This window comes from Dongia deserti (assembly GCF_003574735.1).
GTDB lineage: Bacteria > Pseudomonadota > Alphaproteobacteria > Dongiales > Dongiaceae > Dongia_A > Dongia_A deserti.
The window spans coordinates 19332-36971 of sequence record NZ_QORW01000015.1 but is presented as its reverse complement, the minus strand read 5'-3'; the positions used below and the strand labels follow the sequence as shown (position 1 = coordinate 36971).

Annotated in this window: 17 protein-coding genes; 8 read left to right on the top strand and 9 right to left on the bottom strand. The window is 63.4% G+C overall.

Translation table 11 applies throughout. The features are described from left to right. Positions 1-50: 50 nt before the first annotated feature. From rtcA to DTX69_RS21515, 3 genes are all read right to left on the bottom strand, one after another. On the bottom strand, positions 51-1070 hold the full coding sequence (gene rtcA / locus DTX69_RS21525; protein ID WP_119303735.1) for an RNA 3'-terminal phosphate cyclase: 1020 nt from the start codon (positions 1068-1070) through the stop codon (positions 51-53). 44 nt (positions 1071-1114) lie between these two features. After that, the gene (locus tag DTX69_RS21520; RefSeq protein ID WP_119303647.1) at positions 1115-2344 is read right to left on the bottom strand and encodes an RtcB family protein; all 1230 of its coding nucleotides are present in this window, start codon (positions 2342-2344) and stop codon (positions 1115-1117) included. Positions 2345-2833: 489 nt separating this feature from the next. Then, on the bottom strand, positions 2834-4384 hold the full coding sequence (locus tag DTX69_RS21515; RefSeq protein ID WP_119303646.1) for a vWA domain-containing protein: 1551 nt from the start codon (positions 4382-4384) through the stop codon (positions 2834-2836). A gap of 189 nt (positions 4385-4573) precedes the next feature. Here DTX69_RS21515 and rtcR point away from each other — a divergent pair, with 189 nt between their 5' ends. Together rtcR and DTX69_RS21505 are read left to right on the top strand one after the other, a co-directional pair. Next, complete coding sequence (rtcR, locus tag DTX69_RS21510; RefSeq protein ID WP_119303645.1) at positions 4574-6181, top strand: RNA repair transcriptional activator RtcR; 1608 nt, start codon at positions 4574-4576, stop codon at positions 6179-6181. Between the two features lie 3 nt (positions 6182-6184). Further along, the gene (locus DTX69_RS21505; protein WP_119303644.1) at positions 6185-6457 is read left to right on the top strand and encodes a hypothetical protein; all 273 of its coding nucleotides are present in this window, start codon (positions 6185-6187) and stop codon (positions 6455-6457) included. Positions 6458-6478: 21 nt separating this feature from the next. Here DTX69_RS21505 and DTX69_RS21500 read toward each other — a convergent pair whose 3' ends face one another. Next, positions 6479-7138: an ArsR/SmtB family transcription factor gene (locus DTX69_RS21500; RefSeq protein WP_119303643.1), complete on the bottom strand. Its 660-nt coding sequence runs from the start codon at positions 7136-7138 to the stop codon at positions 6479-6481. Positions 7139-7241: 103 nt separating this feature from the next. On the opposite strand from DTX69_RS21500, the gene DTX69_RS21495 reads away from it, so the two are divergent. Continuing rightward, the gene (locus tag DTX69_RS21495) at positions 7242-8450 is read left to right on the top strand and encodes an MFS transporter (protein WP_284735971.1); all 1209 of its coding nucleotides are present in this window, start codon (positions 7242-7244) and stop codon (positions 8448-8450) included. Further along, positions 8447-8989: a prolyl-tRNA synthetase associated domain-containing protein gene (locus tag DTX69_RS21490; protein WP_119303641.1), complete on the top strand. Its 543-nt coding sequence runs from the start codon at positions 8447-8449 to the stop codon at positions 8987-8989. The genes DTX69_RS21495 and DTX69_RS21490 overlap by 4 nt, the downstream gene beginning before the upstream one ends. Before the next feature lie 70 nt (positions 8990-9059). Here DTX69_RS21490 and DTX69_RS21485 read toward each other — a convergent pair whose 3' ends face one another. Both DTX69_RS21485 and DTX69_RS21480 read right to left on the bottom strand, forming a co-directional pair. Further along, positions 9060-9527, bottom strand: coding sequence for a response regulator (locus DTX69_RS21485; protein WP_119303640.1), 468 nt, complete (start codon positions 9525-9527; stop codon positions 9060-9062). 16 nt (positions 9528-9543) lie between these two features. After that, on the bottom strand, positions 9544-9942 hold the full coding sequence (locus DTX69_RS21480) for a response regulator (RefSeq protein ID WP_119303639.1): 399 nt from the start codon (positions 9940-9942) through the stop codon (positions 9544-9546). Positions 9943-10433: 491 nt separating this feature from the next. Between DTX69_RS21480 and DTX69_RS21475 the strand changes: the two genes are divergently transcribed. Beyond that, on the top strand, positions 10434-11933 hold the full coding sequence (locus DTX69_RS21475) for an MASE1 domain-containing protein (RefSeq protein WP_119303638.1): 1500 nt from the start codon (positions 10434-10436) through the stop codon (positions 11931-11933). A 54-nt stretch (positions 11934-11987) separates the two neighbouring features. On the opposite strand, the gene DTX69_RS21470 is transcribed toward DTX69_RS21475, so the two are convergent. Further along, entirely contained in the window at positions 11988-13769 is a 1782-nt protein-coding gene (locus DTX69_RS21470) for a Rieske (2Fe-2S) protein (protein ID WP_119303637.1), read from the bottom strand. 290 nt (positions 13770-14059) lie between these two features. On the opposite strand from DTX69_RS21470, the gene DTX69_RS21465 reads away from it, so the two are divergent. Next, positions 14060-15091: a cupin domain-containing protein gene (locus DTX69_RS21465; RefSeq protein ID WP_119303636.1), complete on the top strand. Its 1032-nt coding sequence runs from the start codon at positions 14060-14062 to the stop codon at positions 15089-15091. Between the two features lie 156 nt (positions 15092-15247). Beyond that, positions 15248-15415, top strand: a complete 168-nt coding sequence (locus tag DTX69_RS30300) for a hypothetical protein (protein WP_162917428.1) — start codon at positions 15248-15250, stop codon at positions 15413-15415. A gap of 9 nt (positions 15416-15424) precedes the next feature. Here DTX69_RS30300 and DTX69_RS21460 read toward each other — a convergent pair whose 3' ends face one another. After that, on the bottom strand, positions 15425-15811 hold the full coding sequence (locus DTX69_RS21460) for a GFA family protein (protein WP_119303635.1): 387 nt from the start codon (positions 15809-15811) through the stop codon (positions 15425-15427). A gap of 170 nt (positions 15812-15981) precedes the next feature. Here DTX69_RS21460 and DTX69_RS31075 point away from each other — a divergent pair, with 170 nt between their 5' ends. Further along, positions 15982-16335 carry a DUF3606 domain-containing protein gene (locus tag DTX69_RS31075; protein ID WP_119303634.1) on the top strand — a complete coding sequence of 118 codons (354 nt, stop codon included), beginning with the start codon at positions 15982-15984 and terminating at the stop codon, positions 16333-16335. Between the two features lie 127 nt (positions 16336-16462). Here the strand turns inward: DTX69_RS31075 and DTX69_RS21450 are convergent, their stop codons facing one another. Beyond that, a complete protein-coding gene (locus tag DTX69_RS21450; RefSeq protein ID WP_162917426.1) occupies positions 16463-17476 on the bottom strand; it encodes a 50S ribosomal protein L11 methyltransferase in 1014 nt (337 codons plus the stop codon). Positions 17477-17640 lie beyond the last annotated feature (164 nt).

The following is a 17640-nucleotide window of genomic DNA, read 5'->3' as shown; positions in this document are numbered from 1 at the left end:
CTGCCGCCCGGACCTTTGCACCCAGGTCAGTGCAGAACTGAAGGGATCGACTACGTTGCGACATGCACCGCGCAGAGATCCTCACCATTCTCCATTGCCGAGATCGACACATCCATGAAGCGGCGGATGACCTCGATGTTCGTTTTCGCGTGTGATGTCAGCGCCAACGTCGTAAATGAACCGGCGCCAGCCAAAGCGATGGGCAGCAGCAGCTGGTCAGCGAGGTGCGGCTCGATAGCGGCATCCACTTTTAGTAGGCGCGCTGCCACGCCCGCCGCACGATTGGCGACAGCTTCGGCCGATACGCCCTGCTCGCCGAACGCAACCAGCACCTGGATGATCGTCGCAAACTCAAGGAACAGCGTCAGGACGTTGCCAGGGCCGAGTGCCTGCTTGTCGGTCCGCAATTTCAGGTCCTCCGCTGACCACTTCAGCCGATTGGCGATCACCACCAGTTCTCGTTCACCGATCGAGCCAGGCAGATTGACGACCAATGCCTCCGCATGCGTGCGCTGCAGTGCACCGCGCAGCGGCACATGCAGCGGCAGCAGCCGTTCAAGCGGCGCGATCTCGACCTCGATCCGACCGCCGCCGGCCGGATAGAAGCCCGGCCGTACCAGCTTGACCGACACCTCCGCTCCCATGCGCGCGAGCTGCGGCAGGAATGCCCGCTCCAGGAACGCGAAGCTCGGCGCGTGCGGGTTATGCGTGCCGCCTTCCAGCACAAGCCGCGACCTCTCGCCCGCCTGGAGCAAGGGCAGCAGGATGGTCTGCAAGACCAGGATGGTGCTGCCGGCGGTGCCGATCGCGAATCGGTAGTCGCCGCCCCGGACCTTACCCGGCGTGAACTCAAGCGTCGTTGAGCCCGGTTCCGCGCCTATCGCGGTTCCACCGCAGATCTGCGTGGCAGCCAGAACCGCCGTCAAATGTTGGCGCATCAGGCCGGGCTTGCGCCGCCCGGCCCGAATGCGCTCGATGCGGAACGGTTGGCCCGTGACCATGGCCAGGGCCAGCGAAGTACGCAGAACCTGACCGCCGCCCTCCCCAGCGGCGCCATCGATGACAATCATGATCTTCAAAGGGCGCTGAGCGCGCCTTCCCCCAATATTTCGGTTCAACCCTTGACGCAAACCACCTGGCGCAACGTGTGCACGATCTCCACCAGGTCCTTCTGCGCCTCCATCACGGCGTCGATCGGCTTGTACGCCGCCGGCGTCTCATCGATCACGTCGGCGTCCTTGCGGCATTCGACGTGCTGCGTGGCCGCCGCGTGATCTTCGAGCGTGAATCGGCGCTTCGCCTCGGTGCGCGACATCAGGCGGCCGGCCCCATGGCTGCAGCTGTGAAAGCTCTCTTCGCTGCCGAGCCCGCGCACGATGTACGAACGCGCACCCATGCTGCCGGGGATGATTCCCATCACGTCCTTCGCCGCGTTGACGGCACCCTTACGCGTCACCAGTACGCGCTTGCCGAAATGCTGCTCGTGCATGACGTAGTTGTGATGACAGTTCACCGCCTCCACGTCTGCCTCGAACGGCTTCGCGATCACTGAACGCGCTGCCTTCACCACGTTCGCCATCATCAGCCGCCGGTTGGTCATGGCGTAGTTTTGCGCCCAGGAGACCGCACGCACATAGTCAACGAAATGTTCAGTCCCTTCGGGGAAATACGCGAGGTCCTCGTCCGGCAGGTTCACGAACCAGCGGCGCATATCCTGCTTCGCCAGCTCTATGAAAAAGGTGCCGATCGCGTTGCCGACTCCACGCGAGCCCGAATGCAGCATGAACCAGATGCGATCCACTTCGTCGAGGCAGACTTCGATGAAATGGTTACCGGTTCCCAGCGTCCCGAGATGCGTAACGTGGTTGCTGTTCTTCAGGCGCGGATACTTGTCTGCGATCGCGCGGAAGCCTTCGTCCAGCGAGTCCGACCATGCCTCGACCGTGCTCTGCGGCGGGTCGCCCCAGGAGCCCTTGTCGCGCTGGCCGCGTCCGACGGTGCGGCCATGGGGCACTGCCTGCTCGATGGCCGACCGCAGGCCGGCCAGATTATCCGGCAGATCGCTGGCAATGAGTGAGGTGCGTGCCGCGATCATGCCGCAGCCGATATCGACGCCGACTGCCGCCGGAATGACCGCGCCCAAGGTCGGGATAACACTGCCAACCGTGGAGCCGATGCCCTTGTGGACATCCGGCATCACTGCGATCCACTTGTAGATGAACGGCATGCGTGCGGTCTTGGCCAATTGTTCCTTGGCACCCTCCTCGACGGCGACGCCCTTGGTCCACATCTTGACAGGCGCGTGGCCGCTCTGGTGCATCACGTCATAAGTCTGTTCGGTCATGGCCCTCTCCAATTTTCTCAACCTGCCACGCCGCGGGGACTATCGGTAGCGAAACTTTCACGGTGCTCTACCAGCTGAGCTACGGACTCCCTTGCGGGAACCCGGCGGGACTCGAACCCGCGACCACCGAGTTAAATGTAGTTCCGCCAGCATTCCCCGCGGCGCTCCGGCCACGGCGACAAAAAGGTCTGCAAGACTTCCAACAGGTTCAACTGTAGTCCTGCATGCATTCGCCGTGTTCGTGCATTCCATTCCACGCCGCAGCGTCGCGAGGACCAGGTTTCTTGCGAAACATCGAGTGACAGTCGATGTAGTTCCGCAGGCATTCCTCGCGACGCTTCGGCCGCGGCGACCAGTGAGACGAGACCTCCGGCTTGCGCCGGCGAAGGCTTTGAACCTTCTGGGCCTTGCGGCCTTTCCCATGTAGTCCCGTCGGCATTCGCCGCGGTCGGCGCCGGTCGGTTGCCCAACCGGCGCCGATCCCGTGTGCTAAACTTCAACCGCTTCGATCTTGCCGACCCAATGATCGACGCCGATCTCGCCGGTGGCGAAGTCAGCCACGACCTGGAACACCGCGTCGGAGAAGCCGCCGACGTTTAGCACGTCAGCCCGCTCCACCGACTGCGTGGTCCCGTAGGGTTGCAGATCGATCAAGACCAGCTTGGCCTCGGGATTGCGCGCCTTCAGCTGCGCCCATTCCCGCATCAAGCCGGTGTCACTCGACCGGGTCGCGTCCACCCAGGACTGGTTGTCCGAGACGAACACCACCAGATCGACCTTCGCACGCTCCGCGTTCAACCGCGCCAACGGCGCCGAACAGTTGGTTCCTCCGCCTCCAATGGAGGCCAGCTTCACCGCATTGGTCAGCACCTCGTCCGAGGCAGAGAGGTCGAGGTCGACCACCTGGTTCTCGAACGGCAGCACGCGCGTCGCCGGATTGCGCCGCAGGAACGCAGCCGCCACCAGGGCCGCCACGTCGACACAGCGCACCTTGCTGGTCGCACCCTTGCGATAGCCGGTCACCGCGCTCTTCATCGACCCGGACACGTCCGGGCAGACAACGATGCGCTGATCCAGCTCCGGAACGTTAGCGATGGCGATCTCCAGCGCCTTCGCCAGCGCCTTGCGCACCACGTGCGGGATCTCATCGCCGGCGATCAGCGATGCGATCAGCAGCTGATACGGCAGCACCCGTGCCTTGCGGATCTCCTTCGCATCGCCTAGGCGCTTGGCGATCAGCGCGCTCATCCCGCTCACCTCGAACACGCCGTGGCGTGCAAAGGTGTTGAGGTTCATGCGCACCATCTGCCAACCGCCGCGCTTCGCCAGCGCCGCCCACTGCTCGCGGCTCAACGGGAGCTGCGTCAGCATCTGAAACGGCACGTCCGGCATTTCGGTGCTGGGATCGCGCTTGAAGGCTTCGTACGCACGCACGATGTCCGGCAGCGCCGATACGTCGTACGGACGGCCGATCAGCCAGGCGAACAAGGCCGCCCGCTCGGCATCGCGCGGCTTCGGATGCACCATCTTGATGACATCCGCCAAAGACGGCGACTGACCGACCGAAGCCTTCACGGTCGCCTCGACCGACGTGCTGTTCAGCCAGTTGGCAACCAGTGCCTTGGGCCGGCTACCCAACGACTTGCGCCACACCTGGCCCGAGCGCATCACCTGCACGAAATTGCGCAGCATCTTGCCGTTATCGACCACCCGGTCGAACACGCGAACCATCAAGTCCGGCGCGTTCACCGACAAGGTCGCCAGCAGCACGGCCGGCATATCCTTCATTCCGCGCTCGCGGGCATAGATCGCGCACTTGGCGACGAAGACCGGGTCGAGGTCCCTGGTCAGCGCCAACACGTTGCTGAGCTGTGCTTCAGCATCGGCGTAGAATGTCTGGTTCAAGCAACCGGTCACCGCGAGCTGCGCCAGCTTATGGCGCGGCTCATAGGCGTAGGCCGGCGCACCCTCCGCGTTCAGGGTATCAGTGCGCGGCAGCAGGGCACCCCGCACGCTCGCGAACAAGCTGTTATTGGCCATGATCGTCACTCCCTCAAAACTATCTGACCTTCCTAAAGCAGGACGCGTGCCAACTGCCCTTGCGGCATTTGTTGTCTGCTAAGTAACTGAAAACGCGCGGTTATTCCGGATTTGGAGAAAACCTTGCCAGCTCCGGCATCATGCCATTCGTATCTGTATTTCTCGCTACTTATACGATAGGATCAGCTCATGAAGCGCACAGTTGTCATCGGCTTTCTCGGTACCACGCTCGATGCCGGCAAGGGGGAGGAGCGCTGGTCTCGCTGGCGGCCGACAGTAGCGCTCTGCCAGCATGAGGACTTCCTGATCCATCGCCTGGAGCTGATCCGCGAAGCGCGCTTTACGGCCCTTGGCAATGTGGTCGCGCAGGACATTGCCCAGATCTCGCCCGAAACCGAAGTACGCACTCACGAAGTGAACATACGCGACCCCTGGGACTTCGAGCAGGTTTACGGCGCGTTGCATGATTTCGCGCGCGCTTACCAGTTCGATACCGAGGCGGAGGACTATCTCATTCACATCACCACGGGCACGCACGTGGCGCAAATCTGCATGTATCTGCTGACAGAGGCTCACTACTTCCCTGGCCGTCTGCTTCAGCTTTCACCACCGAGGCCGTTGAGCGGCAGTCAGCCCGGCTCCTACTCGATCATTGACCTCGACCTCTCAAAGTATGACCGCATCGCGAGCCGCTATCGCGCCGAGCAGGTGGAAGGCACCTCGTTCCTGAAATCAGGTATCGAGACACGCAACCTGGCCTTCAACCGTATGATCGATGAGATCGAACGGGTGGCGATCCGCTCCAAGGCGCCGCTGTTGCTGACTGGTCCCACCGGCGCCGGGAAATCTCAGCTTGCCCGCCGCATCTTCGAGCTGAAGAAGGCGCGGCATCAGGTGCCCGGCAACTTCATCGAGGTGAATTGCGCTACCTTGCGCGGCGATGCAGCGATGTCGACCTTGTTCGGGCATGTTAAAGGCGCCTTCACCGGTGCGATCGCCGACCGTGCCGGCCTGCTGCGCGCCGCCGATAAAGGCGTCCTATTCCTGGACGAGATCGGCGAGCTTGGTCTTGATGAGCAGGCGATGATGTTGCGGGCGATTGAGGAAAAGCGGTTCTTTCCGGTCGGCTCTGACAGGGAAGTCGAGAGCGAGTTCCAGCTGATTGCCGGCACCAATCGCGACCTCAACCTGGCTGTTCGCGATGGGCGCTTCCGCGAAGATTTGCTGGCCCGCCTCAATCTCTGGACCTTCCGTCTCCCGGGATTACGCGAGCGCAAGGAGGATATCGAGCCGAACCTGGAGTTCGAGCTGCATCGTCACGCCAACGAGGACGGCCGCTCGGTGTCCTTCAGCAAAGAAGCGCGCAGGCGCTATCTCGATTTCGCGACTTCTCCCGAGGCGGAGTGGAGCGCCAACTTCCGTGACCTCGGCGCATCAGTGGCGCGCATGACGACGCTCGCATTGGGCGGACGAATTACCGAAGACGTCGTGAAGAATGAAATCTACCGACTCCGGGCGCAGTGGCACACGGCAGGGCAGCCGAGTGGCGACGACTTTCTCGCCGCGCTCATCGATACTGAAAAGTTGGCGCAGATCGATCCCTTCGATCGCGTGCAGCTTGCGGCAGTGCTGAACGTTTGTCGCAGCTGCGCCTCGTTGAGTGCAGCCGGCCGCAGGCTCTTTGCCGCTTCGCGGCTGAAGAGGTCGTCAAGTAACGATGCGGATCGTCTACGTAAGTATCTTGCCCGCTTTGGCCTGGATTGGTCGAGCGTGCATGCAGGCTCTCAAAGCAACTGAGACGTGGCCTTCGAAATCCGCGTCGTTCGCGAGGACCGCGTCTCATTCGGCTGCAGCGCGGAGTTCGAGCTCACCAATTTCGATGAATGTCTGATCGGCGCCTGGCCCAAGCCGCGGACGGGGGCCCGATTGTTCGACCGCACCAACACCTGCGTACGGCTCAAGGAATCGGAGCTGTCGGAGGCCTCGTCACTGCCGCAGGCGTTCTTCGCCGATGGGCGCGGGATCTGGAGTTGCCTTAGCGGCGCCTCAGTTGTGCGGCACTTCTGCTCGTGATGATCGACGGACGCGCACTTTTCACGCCGCCGTTTCAACTTCGAAGCCGGCCGCTTTCCACTCGGGGAAGCCGTCCTCGAGCCTTCGGATCCTGTAGCCCTTGGCCCTGAGTGTCGCGACGGCCTCGAAGGAGAGGATGCAATAGGGGCCGCGGCAATAGGCGACGATCTCTTGGTCCTTCGGGAGTTCGGAGAGCCTCCGTTCCAGCTCGTCGAGCGGCACGTTGAGTGCGCCGGGCAGATGGCCGAGCGCAAACTCGTCCTCCGGCCGGACGTCGAGCAAGGTCACGCTGCCGTCTTGAAGCCGGGCTACCAATTCCTCGCGCGACACAGGCTCCAGCTTGTCGAGCTGGTCGAAATAGTCCGCAACGATCTCGCGGACCTCGGCGCAGCTTCGTTCGGCATAGCAGTGCAACGCGGACAGCAGGGCCAGGATCGGACCGTCGCCGAGCCGGTAGAGAACCCGCTTGCCGTCGCGACGGGCTTGGACGAATCCGCCTCGTCTCAGGTGCTGCAGATGTTGCGAAGCATTGGCGACCGATAGGCCGGTGAGCTGGGCCAGACGCTCGACCGAACGCTCGCCTTGCGAGACGTGCTCGAGCAATTCCAGCCGATGCGGCTGGCCGAGCACCCGTGCCAGCTCCGCAAACTGCTCAAAAAGCTGATTCTTTGCGCCTGCCATTGACAGAATTCTATCATTCTCTAATCATTCAAACAAGAAATTGACTGTTTGATCCCTAAGCCCGTCACGCCGAGGAAAGGACCTGCCGATGATCGGCCGCCCTATGCACCGGCAGGTGTTCCTTCTCGCCAGCGCCCAGGCCCTGTTCCAGACAGCGTCCGTCCTGGTCATGACGGTGGGTGGTCTCGCCGGCGGCCAGATCGCATCGCGACCAGAGCTGGCGACGATGCCGATCGCGACGATGTTCCTCGGCACGGCCGCTACGACCTTTCCGGCGTCGATGTGGATGGCGCGGGTCGGCCGGCGGACGGGCTTTGTCGTCGGCGCCTTGCTCGGCGTGGCGGGCGGGCTGCTCGCGGCCGCGGGGATCTGGCTCGGCGCGCTTCCACTGCTCGCTTCTGGCACATTCCTCGTCGGAGCCTACCAGGCGTTCGCGCAGTTCTATCGCTTCGCCGCCAGCGAAGTGGCAAATGAAGCCTTTCGGCCGCGCGCGATCTCGCTCGTTCTCGCCGGCGGTATCGTCGCCGCGCTCGCCGGGCCGATGCTCGGCCACCTGGGGGGCCCTCTTGTCGAGCCGCATTATGTCGGCTCTTTCCTGCTGCTCGCCCTCGTATCCCTGATCGGCGCGGGCGTGCTCCTCGGGCTGCGTGTTCCGACTCCCAAAGCAGAACCCGGCGAAGCAGTGCAGGGCCGGCCCTGGCGCGCCATCGTTTTCCAGCCGGCCTATCTCATCGCCCTGTTCGGCGCGGCGACCGGCTACGGCATCATGATCCTGGCGATGACGGCAACGCCGATTGCCATGGTTCATCACCACCACGCGCTGTCTACGACGGCGACGGTCATCCAGCTCCATGTGCTCGGCATGTTTCTGCCGTCCTTCTTCACCGGCTCGCTGATCGCCCGTTTCGGGGTGCTCCGCGTCATGTTGGCAGGCGTTACGCTGTTCGCCGGCCACGTGCTCATGACCCTGACCGGCAGCGGCTTCGGTTCCTTCGCCGGCGCGCTCGTCCTGCTCGGCGTTGGGTGGAATTTTCTCTATGTCGGCGGCACGACGCTGCTCACGAACACCTACACGGTCGCGGAAAAGGGCCGCGCGCAGGCCACCAACGACATGACCATCTTCGCCATCGGCCTCGCCTGCTCATTCAGCGCAGCGGCGCCGCTGCAAACGTTCGGCTGGCAAATGCTCAACGCGCTGCTGCTTCCGTGGCTTGCACTCGCCGCACTGTCCCTGATCTGGCTCAGCTACCGGCGGCATCGGTACCTCGAACCCTTGCAAACCGAGACCGAACGCGGAAGCGCTGCGGCATGAATGACCGCTCCATCTCCGAGGCGGCATTTGATGAGGCCCGGGCGCGCCTGTTCGACCGGCTCGCCTCCCTCGGGATCGCAGCGCCGACCGTGCCCTATCCGGCGCACGACACCGTAGAGGACGGCAAGCGGCTCCGCGGCTTCATGGCGGGCACCTTCACGAAGAATCTTTTGCTTCGGGACAAGAAGGCCCGGTTGTTTCTGTTCTCGATCGACGAAGACCGCGCCCTTGATCTCAGGACGCTCCATACCCGGATCGGCGCCAGCGGGCGTCTCGGCTTTGCGCCGGCCGAACGTATGGTGGAATTGCTCGGCGTGCCGCCAGGCGCGCTGACGCCGCTCGCCCTAATCAACGACACGGCCGGCACCGTCACCTCGGTCATCGACGCTGCATTGCTCGATGCCGAACGGATCAATTTCCATCCGCTGATCAATACCGAGAGCACCGGCCTCCGGCCTGCCGAACTCTTGCGCTTCATCCGCTCGTGTGGCCGCGAACCCTTGCTGGTCGACTTCGACGCGCTGCCGGCAAGCGACTGAGCATGCCCATGAGTAGACCGTTTCCCGCAACCTTCATGCCCGACCGCGGTGGAAGCCCAAGTGAAGCAGACTAGGTGGTGCGTGACCGCTCGCGCTTCTGGAACAGGATGCTCAAGCGACTCAGCAACTGCTCGTGATGGTATGGCTTTTCCAGCGACGCTTGATCACACAGCTCTCCCGCCTTTTGGACTGTCATCACCAGTCCGCTGGTGAGAATGGTCTCCACAGATGAAAATTCCTGGCGAATTTGCTGCGCCAAAGCAAATCCGTCCATCGCGGCGTCGCCAAGCCTGACGTCGGAGAGGACTACGTCCACCTTGTGACCAGCTCTTAGCACCTCCAAAGCCTCGGCGGCACTCACTGCTTCATAGACCTTGTAGCCGCATTCGCGAATGTATTCAGCGACGGTCACGCGTACGAGAACATCTGTCTCCACGACCAGGATAATTTGCGCTGATTTCGCTCCGCGTTGAGGTCGGCGCGAACGTTTCGACATGCCTAGTGAACTGGAGCGCGCGACGAGTGTTCCCTGCCTCATCTGATGGTCCCCCGTCTCAATTGCCCAAGAGCCGACGAATGTTCTTTTCTACGTCACTGGGATGATACGGCTTTTCGACAACTTCGTTGTCTCGCGACGCGAGTTGAACGTTGTTGGCCGTGCCGGATGTGAGGAGAACTTTGACCCTATTGTGCTTGTGGCGGACCCACCGCGCCAGGTCCATACCATTAAGACTCCCTGGCATCGTGATGTCAGAGAATACGAGATCGATATCCTGCTCGGCATCAAGGAGCTGAATCGCCTCGTAGGCATTACCAGCTTCCAATACCCGAAATCCTCTTGATCTCAGGAATGCGGCGATATCCAGCCGCACCAGAACTTCATCTTCGACCACAAGGATCGTAGGCCTGCTCGCTGGATCGCCCTGTGGTGGAACATCGAAGCTGGCTATCATGGAAATGCCCCCTTTTCCCGACAGTTTTAACACAGAGTGGCGGAAAAGTTCCAACGGCAGTGGGGCCTAGTCCCGCGCGGAAGCGATCGGCGCGACGGTCGTTGTAAACCACAACTGAAGCCGCTGAGAGCGGGGAGGACTTCCTGAAGCCGATGGGCATCACACAGCACTACCATCTGGAGCGCGCCGAGCTTGAGTTGGCCGCACCCGTGAAAAGGGAATTCAAATCGCACGCCGCGTGAGTGGAACGCGCAGCGGCCAGACATCTATTTCCGGCGGCACCAACGCCTGCGTGCGGCTGAGGGACCTGGAACTGCCGCAGGCGGACCAGCCTGCCGGTCAATTTGATCGCCTCGATCCGATCTGCGGTTGAAAATCAGCAGAAGCGCACAGCGTCGCAGGCGTTTTGGTTTCCTGCACCGCCGAGGTAACATAGCGCTCGAGTGGGTGGTGCACGCGCCTTGAGCGCTTCTTCTGTGGGGCTCTGATAAGTGACGAGCGAACAAGGACATACCGTCCCGCAGGCTGTTTCGGGAGCCCGACTGGGTTGGCACGCGCCCAGGATCGCGCTGGTCGGCGGAGCCTATTTCGTCATCGCCATTCTCGCGCTGAAGCTCGCCTCCATCAATCCGAGTGCAACGCCGATCTGGCCTCCCACTGGCCTCGCCTTGGCAGCCGTGATCCTGTGGGGCTACCGGGTTTCTCCGGCGGTCTATGTCGCCGCGCTCCTCGCCAACGTCGCCGTTACCGGCTCCATCCACACCTCCGCGCTGATTGCATGCGGCAACACGCTCGAGTGCCTGGTCGGCGCTTACCTGGTCAATCGCTGGTCGGGCGGCGCGGCCACGTTCGACACGCCGACCGGCGTGGCGAGGTTCGCGTTGATATGCCTCCTGGTGGCGACGCCGATCAGCGCGACGGTGGGCGTCGGAACGCTGCTTGCTACCGGCTATGCCGAAATGGACGAGAGCCTGCCGATCTGGGCGACCTGGTGGCTGGGCGACCTGGCCGGAGCCGTCGTCGTCGCGCCGGTGCTCATCCTGTGGAGCAGAGCCGGCCTCTTCTCCTCGGCGCCGCGCGAATTGCGGGCGAGCGCGATCACCGTCGCCGCCGCAAGCCTCGTCGGGATCATCGCCTTCAGCCCGCTGATCGCCGAAGGCAGCACCCGGAACGCGCTCGGCTTCCTCGCCGTCGTGCCTCTGTCATGGGCAGCCCTGCGGGGCCGCCGCGCTGATACGGCCACCGCGGCCCTGATACTCGCCGCCTTCGCCGTCTGGGGTGCGATGGCGCAGGTGGGACCGTTCGCCCGGAACACCCAGAACGATTCCTTTCTGTTGCTGCTCATGTTCATGATGAGCGTTTCCGTGCCCAGCCTCATCCTCAGCGCCGACGTCAGCGTACGACGCGAGGCCGAGCAGCTTCGCAAGCTGCTGTCGGCTGAACTGGACCATCGCGTGAAGAACACTCTGGCAAAGGCCCAGGCGATCGCGGCACTGACGCTGCGCACCAGCCAGTCACCTCAGGCGTTCAATGAGGCTTTCGTGGCGAGACTGCAGGCGATGGCGCGCAATCACGAGGTGCTTGCTCGCACTGGATGGCGGGACGTGTCGCTCGAGACTGTCGTGACCGATACCCTGGCGCCCTATGCCGACGCAGGTGACCGCGTCTTGGCCAGCGGCCCACCGGTGACGTTGAAGGCCGATGTGGCAACGACGCTGGGCATGGCGCTTCACGAACTTGTCACCAATGCGGCGAAGTATGGCGCCTTGTCGACCAGCACGGGACGCGTGAGCCTGAACTGGAGAACCGACGGCGATTTCCTGGATCTGCGTTGGATGGAAAGCAATGGCCCACCGGTGCAGGCGCGGACGCGAAGCGGCTTCGGCATGACGTTCATCGAATACAGCCTCGCGACGAGCCTTGGAGGCCGGGTGGACGTCGACTTTGCTCCTCAAGGTCTGGTCTGCACGATCCGGTTTCCCCTTTCATAGGCGGAGCGCTGCGCAGCTCCTTGGCTGTCGGCGGGGGCTCCGACCCACTCCCTGCTACTGGTGAAGCTCACCGCCGCGCATCAGCCGGCGTGCGATGTCTGCCGTCTGCAATGTCGCGCGCTCGGTTGGCGAATGGGCGGCGAGATAGCGAGCGACGGCGATCAGAATGTGCCGGCCGGCAACCGTGTTGCCCCATTCGCGAAACTGCCGCACGCCGGCCTCGAGCATCTGGTAGGCATGGAAGCCAGCATCCTCACGCAGCAGCGCATGTGCGAGCGTCGCGATCAGCGCCTCCGGCGCGTGGCCGAGAATGAGATGGCGAGCGACGAGGCGCGCAGCAGTGTCGACCTGTTGCTGTCGATCGAAGGCATCGAGCAGCGTGGTGCGGATCTCCTCGACGGCCGTGGGCAGCTGGTCGAGCCGATCGCCATCCTCGCCGCCGTTCTCCCCCGGCAGCGCCGCCGGCGGCACGTTCAGATAGCGCGCGAGATGGAGCGCCATCGCCCCGTGCAGGAGGCCGCGTGCGGCTTCGACAGGCGCGTTCGCGCTGACTGCCTCGCTGCCGATCCGCTTGAGCGCCTGGTGCAGCGCGTTCGTATAGGTGAACACATGATGGGCCGTTTCCCAGTCGGAATGCTCGTTGGCGGTGCCGAAGCGCGCTACCCTGAGCGCCGCCGCATAGGCAAGCGCCTTGCCGAGGTCGGCCGGAGAGGCGCCGGCCCGCGCTGCGCTCTTGAGCGCATCGATGATGGCGGCCGGATCATCGGCGAGCAGGCTCTCGGCCAGCAGCGCGTGATCCGACCACCCGCCGGCGCTGCGGCCGGCGAAGAGGCGGGGCAGTTCGCGCGCAGCGTCGTGGCTGAGGGCAATCAGGTCGACGGGCTGACGCCATGCGGTCGATTCCTCGGAACCGCGGGCTTCTGTCATCTGGCCGACGATGCTTGGCAGCACATCGGCGGCATGCTCCCAGCCAACGAGATCGAGACACTCGAAGGCCTTGTTGATGAAGTCGAGCGAGTGCCCGCCATCCGCGAAGGCGCGGTCCGTCTCGGCCGCGAACAGGAGATCGGCGAGCTCGGCCGGCGAGGCGCCCCCCTCAATGGCGGTCAGGACGGTGCGCTCAGCGGCCTCTCGGTGGCGGACGGCGACCCAACGCCGCAACCAGCGCTTCAGGGTCGTGAGGTCGGTGCGGCTCGCCAGCGGCGCTCGTTCCCGGCGCGGTGCTTCACCGTCGCAGTCCGCAGCCACGCGCCGCGCCCCGTGGAAGAGAGCCAGATGCGTCTCCTCTTCCGGCAGCAGAGGCAGAAGCTGGCCGAGTGCAGTCAGGATGGTGAGACCTGAACTCCAGCCGTCGCGGTTGCGGACGCCGAACAAAGCGGCTTGCCGCACCACGTCCGATGGTGGCCGGCCGGCAGCCAGCACGCCATGTGCGGCCTTGGCGATGACGAGGCCGAGACTATGCGCGAGCCCGTCGGCGAGCCGTTGGCGCCAGTGCTCAACCGGGTCGGCGTAGCCGAACACCGGCCTTACCCAGATCTCGTCGCCGCGGATCTCAACGGGGCACCGCGGCACGTCGTCTGCCCACAGATCGAAGGTGCAGCCGCTCGCCAGATCGAAGCGCGCGTGATGCCAATGGCAGGTGAGGATGCCGTCCTCGATGCTGCCGCGATCGAGCGGGAAGCCCATGTGCGGGCAGCGATTGTCGAGCGCGAACACGCACCCGTTCTCGTGCACGAGCAGGATCGGACGATGGCGGCCGCGCACGACCAGTCGCCCCTTGGCTTTCAATTCCTCAAGGGTGCCTGCATGTACGAAATCCGAAGTCGGCGTGTCCATGGCCGCTCATCCGTCAAGTATCCAGGACAGTGTCCTTCCGTACGGCCCGGATGAAACTATAGCACGGTCTGCCTGGTACGAGTCGAGGCCGCCATGAGCAATCGTGGATCAACCTGCAGGCGCACTGTGATCTGGCGTGCGCGGAGATCGGACGCGCAGAGCGCGTGGGTCGACTATTGGCCGAGCACGACCATGACGGAGAGAAAGGCGTTCGGCGTTGCATGCTGCCGTTCCTTGACCCAGACTTGCCGGAGTATCGCCGGAAGCGGGATGGTCACGGAGGCTGAACCATGTCTACCGAAAACATTGCTCCGACAAAGCCCATTTCATCGAATGACGTTCCATGGACCGCGTGGTCCGATGTGCCGCGCTTCGCGGTGCGGTACAAGCATTTGAGCCTCGCGGCGCTGGGCGAGGATTATCATGTCGGTGTCGCGATCGAGGAGCTCGGGTCGGGCAAGCAGAGCGCGCCGGCGCATTATCACATCTTCGAGGAGGAGCATGTCTACATCCTCGAGGGCGCGCTCAGCGTGCGGATCGGCGCCGAGACCTTCGCGATGAAGGCAGGGGACTATGTCTGCTTCCCGGCCGGGCAGAAGGCCGGCCATTGCCTGATCAACACCAGCGGCGCGCCATGCCGCTACGTCATCGTGGGCGAGCGCAACCTGAACGACATCGCGGTCTATACCGACACCAACAAGGTGCTGGTGCGCGCGCTGGGGCGGCGCACGATTCTCGATCTCGGGGCGCGGCGCAGCTATTGGGAGGGCGAGGAGACCGGCCTGCCGCCGGGCGTGCTGCCGCCATCCGATGGCCCGAGCGACGCGCCCCTGGCAGCCAAGCCGAAGCCGCCGCTCTCGTCTTCAGACGTGGAATGGAACGAGGAAGGGCCGGGCGAGGGCACGCGCTTCGGCGGCCGTTCGAAGCATCTCACCTACGCCGCGGTCGGAGAGGGCTATCGCGTCGGCATGCTGATCGAGGCGCCGGCACCCGGCATGCGCCTGGCGCCCAAGCATTATCACATGCTGGAGGAGGAGCACGCGCTGATCCTCGAGGGGCAGGTGACGCTGCTGCTGGGCGACGAGCGATACGAAATGAAGCCGGGCGACTATGTCTGTTTCCCGGCGGGGCAGACCGTCGGCCACTCCTTCCTCAACAGCGGCACGGGGCCGTGCAGGTACCTGATGATCGGCGAGCGCAATCCCGCCGATGTCTGCGTCTATCCGGACTCGAACAAGATCTCGGTCAACGCGCTGCGCACACGCACCGCCATCTTCGACATGGCGGGCACGCGCGGCTATTGGGATGGGGAGTTAGGCTGAAGGCCGGGCACGCGCCATCGCTTGCACTCGCTATGCGCGAGGCGAGTTAACTCATCTTAAGCGAACATGAACGGACGGACGATGGCGAGCGCACCGCAACGCGCCGGGGCATCAAGCTGTTTTCATGAACGTGCGCCAGCTTGGAGAGAGAGAGACATGCAGGATATCTCACGTCTGATCCGCAATCTTTTCCTGGTCGGAGTGGTTGCGTTCGCACCGGTTGCGGGCTGTACCATGGTGGAAGACGACGAGGAACCGGACTTTCAGCTCGATTCGGATGTCGATGACGACGACGACGATGTTGACGTAGAGGTGGACGACTAGCCGCAAGGACTAGAAACGGCCACCCACCGGCGGTTCCACCAGCGGCACAGACTTTCCGTCGATCATGGCGATGTCGAGTGCCAACGGATCGATGCCCTCGACGCAGCCGAGGTTGACGCGGTAGCCGTCCTTGCCGTTCTCGCCGTCGGCGATATAGACGAAGATCCCGCAGGCCTTGCAGAAGTAGTTGCCGAGCACCTGCTCGTTCCAGCGATAGAGGCCGAGATCGTCCGGGTTGTGATGCGGCGTGAAGTCGGCCGCCGGGACGTAGCGCGACGACAGCACCGCGCCGCGGCGTTGGCAGAGCGAGCAGTCGCAGCGCGCGCCGGTCGTGATTTCCGGGCAGCGGAACGAGAATCGGACACGTCCGCAATGGCATCGGGCCTTGTATTCCATGGCGACCTCCGCGTTCGGAAAATGGGCTCAGGTCGATTTTCCACGTGTCAATCACAGATAGTCATGAGGAAAATCGACTCCGACCCATTTCCTTCATTTCCTCGATTTTTTCTTTGCTATGCTTATACCTGTCTGAGTTGCCGAAGAACGCCGGCTCTGCTCGCAATCTTATGATACGGCCGCGCTTCGAATTCCGGTGTGCATCACGATGTGACAACGATGATATCCCTACCGAGAGACCGGTGATTTTGCATGACATCGGTGTTGCATCGCAATGCAACCGAGATTACAGAACCCTCAAAAAAGTGACGCGAGTGTTCACGGAGGCAGCGGTGCAACTCGACAAGGTGGGATCCGGCTGGATACGGGATACGACAGAGGCCCGGCAGATCCACGAGATTGTCTATTGGACGCACTGCACGGGCGTCCGTGAATCCGAGGTTCGAACGGCCGTCGAACGGGTCGGCTACGATCGCGACGAGATCGGGCGTGAACTAAAGCGAATGGCATCACGCCACGGGTAGAGAAGAGTCGGGCCAGGTCGCTTTCGAAACTTCTGTGCTGCGCCTCGCTAAGGCTACGCAACCTTCTCCCGCAAGGGGAGAAGGGGGTCATCTTCTCGGCTCACATGCGCCCCGGCTGGGCTGATCGCTACGGCTTCAGCAGGAAGTTCTGATCGCCGACGTCGAATCCGATCCTGATGATCTGGCCGGGCTTCACCGTCCCGCCGGATTCCACCATGCTGACGGCCTGGCCCCAGTGGCTGTAGATCTCTTCCGGCGGGTTGGAGACGACGATGCCGGGCGCAAGCTCGAGCTCGAACCACAGCACGTAGCCGTGCAGCGGCCCTTCCGCCGTGATGCGGATCTCCGCGTCTCCGCTGAATGGGCCGAGATCATTCGCCTGCAGATCGATGCTGAAGAGGCGGGCGGAGTCGCCGAGTATCTTATGCGGGTGGATGCCGAACACCAGCGGCCGATGCACGCGCGAGGCGAACTCGTTGAACGCCGACAGCTTGAAGTCCGGGTTCTGCTCGACAAAGCTGTCGCGATAGATCAGGTCCGAGCTGAACGGCGCCGCGTAGAGAGTCATGGCGCACGGAATGATGCGACCCCCGGACTGCAACAGGCGCGCCCTGGCGTCGCGCACCGACGGCAGGATCCCTTCGCCCACCAGCACGCTGTCGACGATCTCCGCCACCACCACGTCGACGCGCTGCGCGAGATCCACGCCGACCTGCAGCGCGCTCGAAGGCTTGTTGATGGTCCTGACCGCGCCGGCGAGGCCGTTCTCCCCGATCACCCGGTTCGCCATGTCGAACAGCACGGGGGAAGCCTCGCAGCTCACCAGGCTCGCCGGATTTTCGCGCGCCAGCATCATGGCCAGAAGCCCGGCCCCGGTGCCGATCTCCAGGACGTGCTTGCCGGCGATGCCGACCGCCCGGAACGCGCGCAGGAACGCCGCATTGCGCACCTGGTCGTTCATCATGCTGTAGTGCCAGTTGGGAATGAGCGCGCGATAGATCCGGTCGCGAATCGCCGCCGTCTCCGGGCTGTCGAGGGAGCTCGGAATATCGGTAATCAGCCGAGACGCCGCGCCGGAATCGCCCGCATCCAACAGGCCCTTTGCCTCCGCAAAGAGGGCAGGCCAGTCAGCGCTGCTCACTATTTTCTGTCTTTGCCCCATCACTATGACCCGCCAGGCACGCTATCTCTGAGACCAAAAACCCAGTGGCGTTCGAAGCATAAACGCAGGACAATTGGGTTCCCAGAAGTCGGAAGGCTGAAATGTAAAATAGGGTCCGGTGCCTGATCCATCATATTTTACAT